Annotated in this window: 8 protein-coding genes; all 8 read left to right on the top strand. The window is 62.5% G+C overall.

The annotated features are described in order from the left end of the window. Positions 1 to 7 precede the first annotated feature (7 nt). The 8 genes from QYH69_RS02650 (at position 8) to tssJ (ending at position 13,645) form a co-directional block, all read left to right on the top strand. On the top strand, positions 8 to 2,641 hold the full coding sequence (locus QYH69_RS02650; RefSeq protein ID WP_308830374.1) for a glycoside hydrolase family 19 protein: 2,634 nt from the start codon (positions 8 to 10) through the stop codon (positions 2,639 to 2,641). Next, positions 2,638 to 3,171, top strand: coding sequence for a hypothetical protein (locus tag QYH69_RS02645; RefSeq protein WP_308830373.1), 534 nt, complete (start codon positions 2,638 to 2,640; stop codon positions 3,169 to 3,171). Before QYH69_RS02650 ends, QYH69_RS02645 begins: the two co-directional genes overlap by 4 nt. A 203-nt stretch (positions 3,172 to 3,374) precedes the next feature. Continuing rightward, the gene (locus QYH69_RS02640; RefSeq protein ID WP_308830372.1) at positions 3,375 to 4,619 is read left to right on the top strand and encodes a hypothetical protein; all 1,245 of its coding nucleotides are present in this window, start codon (positions 3,375 to 3,377) and stop codon (positions 4,617 to 4,619) included. Between the two features lie 5 nt (positions 4,620 to 4,624). After that, entirely contained in the window at positions 4,625 to 8,365 is a 3,741-nt protein-coding gene (locus QYH69_RS02635) for an ImcF-related family protein (protein ID WP_308830371.1), read from the top strand. Next, the gene (tssA, locus tag QYH69_RS02630) at positions 8,365 to 9,978 is read left to right on the top strand and encodes a type VI secretion system protein TssA (protein WP_308830370.1); all 1,614 of its coding nucleotides are present in this window, start codon (positions 8,365 to 8,367) and stop codon (positions 9,976 to 9,978) included. Before QYH69_RS02635 ends, tssA begins: the two co-directional genes overlap by 1 nt. 94 nt (positions 9,979 to 10,072) lie before the next feature. Next, positions 10,073 to 11,887 carry a type VI secretion system baseplate subunit TssF gene (gene tssF, locus QYH69_RS02625; protein WP_308830369.1) on the top strand — a complete coding sequence of 605 codons (1,815 nt, stop codon included), beginning with the start codon at positions 10,073 to 10,075 and terminating at the stop codon, positions 11,885 to 11,887. Continuing rightward, complete coding sequence (gene tssG / locus QYH69_RS02620) at positions 11,884 to 13,080, top strand: type VI secretion system baseplate subunit TssG (RefSeq protein WP_308830368.1); 1,197 nt, start codon at positions 11,884 to 11,886, stop codon at positions 13,078 to 13,080. The genes tssF and tssG overlap by 4 nt, the downstream gene beginning before the upstream one ends. A gap of 13 nt (positions 13,081 to 13,093) precedes the next feature. Then, positions 13,094 to 13,645, top strand: coding sequence for a type VI secretion system lipoprotein TssJ (gene tssJ, locus QYH69_RS02615; RefSeq protein ID WP_308830367.1), 552 nt, complete (start codon positions 13,094 to 13,096; stop codon positions 13,643 to 13,645). Positions 13,646 to 13,659: the final 14 nt, after the last annotated feature.

Raw genomic sequence — 13,659 nt, 5'->3', positions numbered from 1 at the left:
CTGACTCATGACAACAAAGCACACGCCGAAGAAACCCGCGCAAGCTTCTCAACCCGCACAACCTCGACTGCGGCAATTGCAGTTTGCCTTTCCGTTCCTGCGCAAAGCCGAAGGCAAGGCGCAGAAGGCGTCGCCGTTTACCGACGAGCACGAGCTTCACCGTCTGCTGGCCGAACGCGAGCCGTCCGGCTCGTATCCCGTCAGCAGGAGCGGCATGTGGCATGGCGGCATCCACATCACCGAGGCCGGTGCGGGCCGGGCAATGGACCTCGATGCGGGTCTGCGTGCGCTTGCCGACGGTCATCTGATCGCCTATCGCGCCAACCGCGCCTACCCGGTCAGCGAGTTTGCCGCGCCGGGCGGCGCCACGCTTCGCGCGCCGTACAGCACCGGCTTTGCGCTGTTGCGCCACTCGATGGAGTTCCCGCGCGGCTCGGCGCTGACGTTCTACAGCCTGTACATGCACCTGATGTCCGATGAGGACTATGCGAATTTCCCGGCGCGGGGAAAACCGTCTTACTGGACGAGGCAGTGGCTGGTCACCTCTTTCGCGCGTGACAGACCGGTCATCGGCAGAAACGGACAGGCAGCGGACGCGAGGCAGCTTGGCCTGCGTGTACGCACTGCGCCGACGCCGCACAGCAACGCGATCGGCATCCTGCCGCAGGGCGCCAGCGTCAGTATCGGAAAGAAGGAGAAGGGCTGGGGGCAGCTGAAGGACCTGCACGGCGCGCAGCTGCATCCACCGATTGCCGGAACGTTCGTTTCAGCGTCGGCGGCGATCGGCGGATGGATCTGCATGGGTCAGGAAAACGGCGGCCCGCTGGTTGATGAAGTCTTCCCGGACGCAGCATTCGACCAGGTGGTGATCACCGCGGCTGCGGATTGCCGGCCGGACGATGCGCAAGGCGCGGGCTTCTGCATCAGGGCAGGCGAGCCGATCGGCCACATGGGCCGTTATGACGCGCTGACCGAAGGCGGCGCGAGCGGGACACGCATGGCCCACATCGAAGTGTTCTGCGACGACAGCATCAGGCCGTTTATCGAGCAGAGCCGCGCGTGGATCTCGCAGCATGGCCCGCACAGGGAGGACTGGAGCGAGCTGGGCCTGCCCGCCGATCCGACCATCCTGCGGATCGGGCCGAACACGGTGCTGAACCAGCGTAACGGCGATACGTTCGCCGAAGGGGTGCAGCCGCAGTCGAGGAAGACCGATGTGGTCCAGGTCTACCCGCTGGCCGGGCTCGCCCGGGACAGAAGCCGGCACTACGCGGAACCGAAGCCGGACCCGCTCCAGCAGCGCACGGTGAACTGGTGGCTTGTCCAGAGCGCGAATATGCTGGGGCATCCGATCGAGGGCTGGGTACGGGAGTCGAACCACAAGGGCGGCATGGTCACGCGCGAATTCTCGCGCAAGTGGATCGATTTCCGGTGCATCGAGGACGCTCACGATGCGACCCATACGATCTTTGCGAACTCTGCGCAATGGATCGACTACGCAAGTCATGCCGAGGTGGCCGACACGGCCTCGCGCGCGAAGCTCAGTCCACTGATGCTGAAGGTGTACGACGCGCTGTTCACGCGCGGCGACGGCCGGCAGGCGGCCGTCGAGCTGTGCTCGCTGTCGAACACCGAACGGGGCGGTTATCCGTGGCTCGTGCAGGCTGCGTCGCGGCTGATCGTGAAGCACGGGAGCGAGTGGGCGAACCCGGCCAAATGGACGAAGCTGATTGCGGAACTCGACCAGCGCACGGGCACGAAGCCGCAGCGCGAGGAAGAGCTAAAGCGGATCGGCAAGCTTGCGTGGTGGGATGAGGTGAAGGCTCGGGTGCCGGGCTTTCCGGAACCCGATGTGTTTCATATTCATCCGATTGGGTTAGCAGCCAACTTTGCGCTCCCGCCTCAACTCGCCTGCACGCATTGTGGCGTCAATTTGACGATTACATCAGAAATTCTCGGGAGTATTTTTCCGCAGATCAATAGCGACAGCGCAAATGGTTTCGCTCAAGAACTAACTTCGGCTTTCGCAAAGTACGGAATCAATACATGCCGCCGCGTCGCGCATTTCCTCGGGCAGTGCTCGGTTGAGTGTGCAGGATTTACTGCATTTCGAGAAAGCTTGTGGTACACGGATGGAGATCGTCTCTGGATTACTTATAAGAGTGCACTTTCGACTGGATTGAAGCGTCTACACCCAGACTGGTCTTCATCGCAGATTGAGCAATATGCAAAAGCGCACCTTATAAGAAACGACTCGGAGCTCGGCATTGTGTTATTTGGAACCAATGCATATCCATCTGTCGACTATCGTGGACGAGGATTATTGCATCTCACCTGGTATGAAAATTACGAGCGCTATAAGACGTGGAGCGGAATTGACGTCGTTTCTGATCCGTCCAAAGTTGAAAGTGACCAGCACGTGGCGGCTGATTCTTCCGCGTGGTACTGGAGTATGCGTGCAATAGGGCCCTGCGCTGATACTAATGACGTAAAAGAGGTTACGCGAAAAATAAACCCGGCACTGAAAGACCTGGCGCGTCGCAGAAGCGCAACGAAGCTTGCGTTCAATGTAATCAATCAAGGATGCTTGCCGTGCAGGTGGGAGTGGGATTCGACATTGAATGGAGAGTACGGGTGGTGAAAAAATTAAAAGGATTGTTACTTTCTTTGGTTTTCTTAACTATCTCGTGGTCTGCACCTGCGTGGTGCGATGAGTATTTGGTACAGAGACTATCAGCCGGTCAGCTGAAGCGCGGATGCGATTTATCGTTATATGCAATCGAAACTGAGCGTGTCGCGATCGGTCGCCCGGATCACACCGTCGATTTGAGGTGGATATGTGAAGATGGAAAATCAAGGATCATCGATACGTATCAAATAGAAGGTGGAAGTCCTCAGGTTATAACAATTCTGTTTCGAAGAAACAGGCACATAATTGTTTTAGTGAAATGGGAGGCGCGGTCAAGAAATGCAGATGTATTTGGCGATTATTATAAGATATATGCGTATCAATATGCACCGACAAGCGTGGATAAATTGTTCCCAGTGGACCGGAATCTTATGAGCAAGCTTGGTGAGGGTTGGGAGGGGGATGTGGCTGGGAAGTCTGTTCATTTTCCGTATAAAGATGCCGCGGCTATCCGTAAGGCGCTTGATCGATTTGGTTACTAGTGTCGATTTTAATGGAGACCCTTGAGTGCTATACGGGCAAAACAGAACATCAGACGACGCGGTGATTAGCTCGCTAAACGTCAGACTGGGTCGCCAATGCGCGCGGCGCTATGGGCTCTCACCCGAATGCAGCGATGGCGACCGTACAAAGTGCGCAGCGACTTTCATCTTATCGTCCAGCAACACTCAATCGCGTTAAACCGATGCCTATCGACTTCAATCGCGTCCCACCGCTGGTAACCGTGCCTGCTCCTCCGCGGCTATCGACGATTACGTGGACCATCCTGCTCGCACTTACGCTTTTGGCCGGTGCAGCGCTCGCGATCGTCTTATGGCCGGCGGGCCGTCCGACGAACACGCCATGGTTCTGGTTTTGCCTGACAGGCTACCCGTTCCTGACGTGGGCTTTCCTGCTGTGCAGCCGGCTCGGCTATGGCTACATGATCCGCGCCGAAGCAATTGCGGCCAACTGCATGAGCGATGAAGCGAAAGACGCGTGCCATGCGCTTGCGGGCAGGCCCTTTGCAGTGCTTGGCCACGCCTGGTGTTTCTCGACACACGAAACAGACAATGCCCTCGACGGCATTCGGAACGGATCGACAAAGCTCGAAGCGCGACCTCGCCCCGAAGGCATGACTGGCAATGTCGCCGCCCGCTGGATGGATTGTCCGGTAGACCAACCAGGTTCAGGTAACGAGCTTGACGAATACGCCCGTCATCGCACGATATGTACGTCACTGCTCGCGCGATTCACCGACTATCTCGCTCCCCAACTCAACGCCTTGCCTGCGCAAACAGAGCTTCAGGTCAAGTTCCATGTGCAGTCGAAGTTAAAGTTCGATGAACTCGAGAGCCAATTGCGAGCGCTGTTGCTCGCGCGAACTACGATAGACACCAAGGCACTCGATGTCCAGTCGGCCAGCGCCCCGATCCCGCTTTTCCAGATCGACGCGTGGCTCGACAACCGGGACGACAGCAAAGCCTATCTGTTGATCGCAATTGAACTTCGCGACGCAATCAGCACGTTGTTGCCGGATGGCGTTGCAGAAGCCGGCGTCGCCTTGCTCGTCGGGCGGCCACACGTGCTGCCGTCGCCTCTGCGCTCCACAGCGACACATCTGTACCGACCAGCCAAAGGTGAGCCGGAGACCATCAAAGAAACGCTGGAGCTTGTGACCGGTTGGAGCGGGTTATCGATCGACGACGTGCAAACAGTCTGGACCCACGGCCTGACAGGCGAGCAGGCAACCGCGGCGCAACACGCGGCCAATCTCAAGAACAACCTCAACTGGATGAGGCTCGAAACGTCCGTTGGCGATTGCTCGTCAGCCGGTCCCTGGCTTGCCGCCGCGTTCGCTGCTGAAAACGCTCGGGCAACAGGGGAGCGGGAGCCACAACTAGTGCTGTCCCGGGACGACAACGAACTCGTTGCCCTCGTGTGCAAATAACAGATATGAACAAAAGCAGAATACAACCGCTCGGCCTCTTTATCGGCATCGCGGCCGCGATCATTTTCGTCTCCCTCGGTATTGCCGTATGGGTGCAGGGCGCCCGCTACGGATGGTCTCGCGATGCGCGAATCATGATCGAGCTTGGGCTGCTGTCCGCGTTGCTGCTCGCCATGCTGTTCGCGAAATATCTGGAAGCAGTCCTGCTGTTCATCGCGTCGTCAAGAGCAGCCCGCTGGTTTGTGCGCTACGACAGCCGGAAGCACGCACCGTCAGGTCTTTACACAGGCCTGGCTGCACATGACGAGCATGGCGAACACGACGCGCAACCCGATCCCGCAACCGCACTGCGCGACGCGCTTCGACAACGCCACGGCCGTCACTGGCGCTATCGCGACCGCTGGATACTGCTTGCGGGCGATTTACCGCAGGTCAGCCGTCTTGCGCCGCAGCTTGCCCAAAGCGGCTATGCAGTCACCGAAAACGCGGTCCTGCTTTACGCGAAGCAAATCACCACCACGCTCGATCGCGACTGGCTCGAGCAGGTCCGGCGTATGCGCCGCCGCCGTCCGGTCGATGCCATCGTCGTGGTGACCCGCGATCGCGGCGCGAAGCACGCGCGGGCCGAAGCCGACGAAGTCGTTCAACGGCTGGCACGCCACGCTCACGTGCTGCGTTGGGCTGCGCCGGCTTATCTGCTGCACGTCACCGATTTCGGCACCGAATCGCCAATGCCAGATGAAGCCATCGGTGTCACCTGGTCAAACGTGCGCGTGAATGCCGACGAAATCGATTTATCGTTGCAAGGCCTCGCGGACCATCTTGCGTATGCCGGTGTCGGACGGGTGGCTAGCGATCCTGTCGATCGCTACCCGGCAGCGCTTTCTCGATACGTCTCGGGTCTGCGGCGCTCGCTGTCGGAGGTGGTGTTCCGGGTTGCTCAGTCCCGCTTCTATACCCACGCGGTGCACGGCCTTCTATTCATGCCGCTTTACAAGGAGCGGGATCCGGTCGCGCCGGAAGCGCGCGAAGCGGCCGGCAGCAGCGGCGTGCAGCCGCGAGCGGACGCAGTAGTCGAAGCAGACGGAGCAGACTTCCTCTCTTCCCGATCCGTCGTCTGGCAAACCATCGCCGACCACAGCCGCAAAGTCCACGGCCGCCGCATCGGGTTTTCCGTGTCCACTACAGCCGCGTGGTTGACGACCGCAGCGTTCGCCCTGTGGATCGCTGGCACGGCCACGTCAGGTTTCACGAACCGCGCGGCAATCCGCGCTGCCGAACACACGCTCAGCAAGCTCACGAGCCATTCGACCACGTCCGGTCAGACCGCAACCGTGCTCGCCCTCGACGCGCTCGACAAACAGATCGACACCCTCGAGTCGCACTTACGCGATCGTGCGCCGTGGAGCACGCGTTTCGGCCTGAATCGCGACATCGCCGTTCTCAGCGCCCTGCGAGCCGCGTACGACTCAGCCGCGCACCGTTTCCTCGGTGAACCACTGCGTCAAAAACTCGAAGGCCGCCTGCGTCAACTCGCATCGTTGTCCGATTTGGAAATCGCGAGCGGGGGCGACACGCAAGTGCAAGCCGCCTACGACACACTGAAAACGTATCTGATGCTGACAAAGCCCGAACTGGCCGATGCCGCGTTTCTCACGCCTCAACTGATCGCAACGGGCATCCCCGCCCGTCCGCACGATTCGACGCTAGCCCCGGGCGCATGGGACGACTTGCGCCGTCATCTGCTGGCGTTCTACGCCACGCATCTGGCCGGCCGCAATCACGGTGCGAAGCCGGCTTCACCGGTTCCCGCGGACCGTGCACTGATCGCCTCGACGCGACAGACCATCATCGGCGTACGCGGCATCCAGAATTCGACCGACGCGATCTACCAGCAGATTCTCGACGATGCGCGACCGAAGTACCCGCCCGTGTCGCTTGCCACTTTGCTCGGCGACGGCGCGCCACAAGCACAGGCGTTCCTCGGTGTCGGCGGCGCCACGAGCCGCGGTCTTTTCAGCACCGCCACAACGATCCCCGGCGTCTTCACGCGCGCAGCCTGGGACGAACGCATCTCGCAGGCCATCGAAGACGCAAGCGAGAAGCGCGATACGAAAGCCGATTGGGTACTCTCGGACACGAGCACGCGCGCTGTCTCGCCGTCGACGTTGAAAGCCGACCTCGGCAAGCGCTATTTCGACGACTACGCGCGCGCGTGGGGCACGTTCCTGAACAGCCTGCGCTGGCAGCCGGCGCCTACGCTGTCAGGCACGGTCGACCAACTGACGTTGCTCGGCGATCCGCAACGCTCGCCGCTCGTCGCGCTGATGAACGTCATCGTCTATCAGGCGAATGCGGGCACGACCGCGCAGTCGCTGTCGGATACGTTGCTTCGCAAGGCGCAACATCTGGTCGGCGCCGACGAGCAGTCGAACAACACTTCGTTTAGCGGTGCGATCGGTCCATCCAACGATGGGCGTTCGCGACTTGCAGAGCGCACGCCGGCAACCGCATCGCTCGCCGCGGCTTTCGCTCCGATCCTTCGCCTGACCGGCAGCGACCCGCTTTCGATGCAGCAAACCTCCGGCAACCAGGCCGCCGCTCGGCTCGGGACCACGGGCGACCTCAGTCTCGCCCGCTATCTCGAACGCGTAACGGCCATGCGTCTCAAGGCGCAGCAAATGGTCGCCAGCGCGGACCCGGACGCGATGTCGCGTGTCGCGGCGCAAGCGGTTCTGCAAGGCAAAACATCGGATATCGCCGACAGCCGCGATTACGCGAGCCGCGTGGCGGCAAGCCTCGGCGAACAATGGGCGGGTTTCGGCAATCTCTTCGAAGCGCCGATGGACCAGACGTGGCAGGTCGTCGTCGCACCGGCTGCGTCGAGTCTGAACGAGATCTGGCGCAGCGCGATCGTCTCCGACTGGAATCGCAGCTTTGCGGGCCGTTATCCATTCGCCGACTCCGACAACGACGCATCGTTACCCGAAATGGCGCGCTTCATGCGCACCGACAATGGCGTGATTGCGCAGTTCGTTGCCACGCAGCTTGCGGGCGTCGTCGAACGTCAGGGCGACCGGTGGGTCGCCGCGCAAAGCGCGAACCATGGCGTGCTGACGCTCGATCCGAATTTTCTGGCCGCGTTGAACCGGCTCACGCGCGTGTCGACGGTGCTGTTTCCGTCCGGCGATGCGCACGTGCGCTACGAACTGCGCGCGGTCGCGACACCGGGCATTTCCGACATCCGCTTTGCGCTATCCGGCCGCGAGTTGCATTACTTCAACCAGAAAGAAGAATGGATGCCGTTCGAATGGCCAGGTCAGTCGCTCGACAACCTGTCGCATATCGAATGGCAAACCGAGCACGGCGGTCTGCGTTCCGCACTCGACACGCAAGGCCGTTTCGGACTGATACGCCTGCTCGAACGCGCAAGCGTTGCGCAGCAGGACAACGCGCGTTACCTGCTGTCGTGGACGCCGGATCAAAGCGAGGGCATTGCGCTTCGTGTGCAGTTGCGCAGCGAAGCGGGCGCCGGTCCGCTCGATGTACTGGCGCTTCGGCATTTCGCGCTGCCGTCGCGCATTTTCGTGAAGCATTCGAGAAACGCAACGAGCCCAACGAACAGCGCAGCCGCCAACGCCGCGGCGCTCGATCCGCCGCCGCTGCCCGCCGCCGCGATCGCCTCGGCGAAGCGCGCCACGACGCCGTTGCCGGGCGGCCGCCTGATGCCGGAGGAGGCGCAGTAATGCTCTCGAGTCTGCTTAAGAATCTTTTTCCGTCGCGCGACGCCGACCAATTGTCGCGCGAGCGCCTGAACGCATGGGACGCGTGGCTGCAGCCATTCAAACCGCCGACCGGCGAAAACCACACCGCGCAAAGCGGCGGCATAGCGGGCCGCGACCCCGGCTACGAAGACGCCTTCTTCGAACTGAAGGACGAAGCGAGCAAGCTCTCCGGCATCGACGACGCGCTGATCGTCCGCCACTGCGAACAGTTGACGAAGGAGACCGGCAAAGACTTGCGCGTCGCCGGCTACTATACGTTCGCTCGGCTGCGACAGGACGGCCCCGCCGGTTTCGCCGACGGTCTGGAACTCGTCGCCGCGCTCGTCGACCGCTTCGGCGAGGCGATCCTGCCCGTGCGCGCCGAGGCGAAGAAGGGCGCGCTCGATATGCTGGCGACGACTCGCATGCTCGGCATGCTCGACAGCCGCGGCGAGTTCGAACCTGACGACTTCGAGCGCGCGATTGCCGCGCTCGATCTGCTTATCGCGCGTACGGGGGTGTGGCCCGAGCCGGCGCGCCCAGATCTGCAACCGCTCGTCGCGCGTTTCGCGCGTACCGAAGAATCCGCGCAGAATGTCAACGTGGAGTCTGCCGCGCGGCAGCCCGATATGGCCGCAAGCGCGACAGCGGCATCGACGATTTCATCGGCGCGCGATCTGCTCGATCAAACGCGTGCGCTGACCGACTGGCTGCGCAACCAGGAAGACGGCTATCTGTCGTCCGCGCGCGTTGCACGCAGCATTCGCTGGGACACGCTGCATGAACTACCGCCGGCCACGGCGAGCGGGCGCACGCGTCTCGCACCGCCACGCGGCGAAGTGCGTCAGCAATTGAAACGTCTCGTGCTGCAAAAGCAGTGGTATGAATTGCTCGAGCGCGTCGAAGGTGCGTTTATGGAAGGCGTCAACCACTTGTGGTTCGACCTTCAGTACTTCCAGCACGTCGCGCTCGATCACATCGGACCGCCTTACGACAGCTGGCGGGACTTGCTGCGCGCCGATTTTGCGCTGTTCCTCGAGCGCCTGCCCGCAATTGAACGCCTCGCTTTCGACGACGGCACACCGTTCGCCGACGATACGACGCTCGAATGGATTGCGCGCCACGCTGTGGTTCGCAATCTCGAAGCGGGCGACGGCGTGACGCCACTGCCGGTATCGGCCGATCACGAAGACGGCGCAGCCGGCGACTGGCCCGAAATCGAGGCGCAGGCGCGCGATATCGCGGCAAGCGACGGAATCGAGGCGGCTTTTATCTGGCTTGACGCAGTGCCGGGCTTGCGCACCGATCGTCAGCGCTATCTGCAGCGTCTCGTCATGGCGCGCATCGCCGATCACACCGGGCACGCGGACGCCGCGCTCGCATTGCTTGCCGAACTGGACGCAGCGGCGCGCGCTGTGCCGCTTGCGCGCTGGGAGCCTGCGCTGACGTTCGAGGTCAAGCACCACCTGATGCGCATGCTCAACGCGCAGAGCCAGAGAAAGGACGCCGATAGGCAGGCGCTGCTACGCCGCGTCGGCGAGCTGCAAGCCGAACTGACGGTACTCGATCCGGCCCGCGCGCTCGCGCTGCAATAACGGCGCAGCGCGGCACGCGATCCGGCGCAGCCCGACACAGCCCGACACAGCCCGACACAACTCGACATAACCCCATACTGAACCACCTACATCGATGGAAAACGACGATCCGATCCTGCGCTACTACGAAGCGGAAATGCGCTACCTGCGCGAGTCCGGCCGTGCCTTCGCGAAGGCGCATCCAGACCGCGCGCGGATGCTGAACCTCGACCGTGTCGGCGATCGCGACCCATACGTCGAACGCCTGTTCGAGGGCTTTGCCTTTCTGACCGGCCGGCTTCAGCAAAAGCTCGACGACGAGCTGCCGGAACTGACCGAAGGGCTCGTGAGCCTGCTATGGCCGCACTATTTGCGGATGATTCCGTCGCTGTCGGTCGTGCAACTCGTGCCGCCCGACGAAAAGCTGCAGAAAACCGAGACCGTGCCCGCCGGCATATCCGTGCGTTCTGCGCCGATTCCGATCGCGCCGCAGGACGGTGCCGAAGCAACGACGCCGAAGACGGTTCAGTGCGAGTACCGCACGACCCAGGCGGTCGCGCTTCAGCCGGTCGCGCTCACGCATGCGGGGCCGGCCGTGCGCCACGATGGCCGCTCCGTTATCCGCTTCTCCTTTGCATTGCATGCTTCGGCGCGCCGCGCCGAGACCGACCTGTCGCGGCTGCGCCTGTACCTGAACGCGGATCTGCCGACCGCTTTCGCCGTGCATCTCGCGTTGACGCGCGAGGTCGATACGGTTGCGTGGCGCATTGCCGGCGTACGCGACGGCGAAGCGCAGCCGCTTGCCGGTGTAACGGTCGAGCCGGCCGGCTTCTCCGCCGAAGAGCGTCTATGGCCGAAAGCCGAGGCGGCGTTTTCCGGCTATCAATTGCTGCTCGAGTACTTCACGTTTCGTGAAAAATTCCTGTTCGTCGACCTGTGCGGGCTTGATATCGCGAAGCTGCCCGCGAAGTCGACACGCTTCGAGCTCGAGTTCGTCCTCAAGCACGCGTTCCCTTCGGATCAGCGTTTCAACGCGGAAAACGTGCGGCTCTTCTGCACGCCTGTGATCAATCTGTTCCGGCTCGATGCCGAGACGATCGAAGCCAATCATCACGAAACCGAGTACCGTGTCGTGCCCGCCGGCCGTTACGGCGAGCATATCGAAACCTATTCGGTCGACGCGATCGAATCGTTCGACCATGTCACTGCAAGACGCTACGAATACGTGCCGTTCAAGACGTTCCGCCATCGCGGCGGAATGATGCGGCACGAAGCGCCGGAGCGCTATTTTCATACGCGCGTGCGGCCCGGTGTCGGTGGTCTCTACGAAACCTGGATCGTGCTCGGCGGCCATGCATGGGAGTCGGCCGAAACGCTGCCGCTCGAAAGTCTGTCGCTGCATGTGACCGGCACGAACGGCATGCTGCCGCGCAAAGGACTGCGTGAGGCCAGTATCGACGAGCTGGCCGAGAGCACGCCGAACGTCGCGGGTGTGCGCAGTTTCGTTGCGCCGACGCTGCCGTTGCATCCACCGACCGGCGACCGCTTCCACTGGCGTGTGCTGTCGCATCTCGCGCCGAACTTCCTGTCGATGATGGACGCGGAGGTGCTGCGCGGCGCACTCGCGCTTTACGACTGGACCGATGACGAACTCAATCGCAGGCGTCTAGCGGGCATTCTGTCGGTGTCGCAGGAGCTGCTCGAAGAGGTGTCGGGCGGTGCGGTCGAACGCGGCGTGCATATCGTGGTGACGCTCGATTCGCATGCTTTCGCGGGCGACGGCGACGTGATGCTGTTCGGCGAACTGCTGCATCGTTTTTTCGCGCTCTACGCGGAAATCAACCTGTTCACGAAGCTGTCGATCGTGAGCCTGCCCTCGAAGGCGCGCATCGCATGGCCGCGCAGCAAGATGCAAAGGGCCGCACTATGAAGCCGATCGATTCGCCGGCGCTCGAGCCGCTCGTCATGTCGCTGCTCGCGCGCGCGCCGCATATGAGTTTCATGCAGCTGTGCCGGCTGTTCGAGATGCGCGCGCCGGCCAGCCCCGGGTTCGGCACGCGCGATACGGCCGGGCATGAGCCGGTGCGGTTCGGTCCGTGGCCACGGCTCGGTTTCCCGGCCGGCGAGTTAGCCGCGGTCGAGTTCGATGAAAGCGAGGAGAGCCGCGAGAGCCGAGGGAGCGGTGCATTCGGCGCGGAATCCGGCAATCCTTATGACGATCGCGATCCGTATCGCGTGCCTGCCGCGCCGCCGACAGTCCGCACGACCTTCATGGGCCTGTATGGTGTCGACGCGGCGATGCCGCCGCACATGATCGACGAGATCGCCTTACGCGAGGAAGGACATGAAGCGCTCGAAGCGTTTCTCGATCAGTTCAATCATCGCTTCGCTACGCTGCTCTATCGCGCGTGGAAAAAATACCGTTATCCGGAAAGTTTTCGTGCGGGCGGCGCCGACCGGCATTCGCGCGATCTGCTGTGTCTTGCGGGCTTCGGGTGGGGCGACAAGCCCGAGCGGGCCGGTTTGCCGGCATCGCGCATGCTTGCGTTGCTGGGCTTGCTGATTCAGCGCACGCGCACGCCTGAAGGTCTCGAGGGCGTGATCGCGCTGGCGGCGCCAGGCGTGCGGGTGCGCGTCGACGAGTTCTGGCCCGTTGCGATCCTGGCCGGCGCGCCTGATCCGTTGTCGTCGGCCGGGCAACGCGGCGCGGCGGTGCGCGACGGCGGCAGGCGTGGGCTCGGCTGCGGCTATGTGCTCGGCAAGCGCATGATCTATCGCAACGGCGCGGTGCGCGCTACGCTGCGTCCTGCCGATGCGAGGCAGGCTCACGACCTGCTGCCGGGTGCGTGGCTGCATCGCGAACTCTGCGCATACGTGCGGCTCTATGTCGGCGTCAAGGCCAACGTGCATCTGCGCATGACGATTCCTTCGACGCTCGCGCCGCTGCCGACGATCGGCACACGGTGCGCTTCGGACGCGCCCGGCGTTACTCCTGCGCCGCGCCTCGGCTGGACGACCGTTCTGCCGGCCAGCGACGAGCGTTTCATTCATATCAACCTCGGCGTCTGCGAAGCCTTACTGGCGTCCCGGCCGAACCTCCGTCTGGACTCACATCATGCGTGAACAACGAAGTGCCATGTCTATGCCGATTGCCGCGGCGACGCGAGTGACGACGGCGATGGTCGCGTGTGCGACGCTGCTGTCGGCATGCGGCGCATGGCAGAGCATCTCCGATACGTCGGCGAGCGCTTATCGCGCGGTTTTCTACAAGCAGGTGAAGACGGTCGATGTCGATCTCACCGCGCGCGCATCGCTGAATCCCGACGACGCCGGCCGCGCGACGTCGGTTGCCGTGCGTGTGCTTCAACTGAAGGACCGCAAGTTGTTCGACGGCGCATCGTACGACGATCTGCTGAAGAACGATCGCACCGTGCTCGCGCAGGATCTGCAGGCGGCGAGCCTGTCGGCGGTGTTGAACCCAGGCGCGTCGGCGAGTCTTTCGCAGCCGTTGCAACCCGAAACGAAGTTCGTCGCGGTGGTGGCGTTCTATCGCGAGCCCGGGGGCGACGGCGCATGGAAGCGCGTGATCGACAGGAACCAGCTCGACCCGGATAAGCCGCTGAAGCTCGAGCTTGTCGATCAGAGTCTGCTCGTGGCGGGCGACGAAGCGCGGAGCCGGCCGCAGTGATGGACAATCGCGGT

The organism is Paraburkholderia sp. SARCC-3016 (assembly GCF_031119615.1).
Lineage (GTDB): Bacteria > Pseudomonadota > Gammaproteobacteria > Burkholderiales > Burkholderiaceae > Paraburkholderia.
The sequence above is the reverse complement of the archived record's forward strand: the minus strand, read 5'-3'. Positions and strand labels throughout refer to the sequence as shown.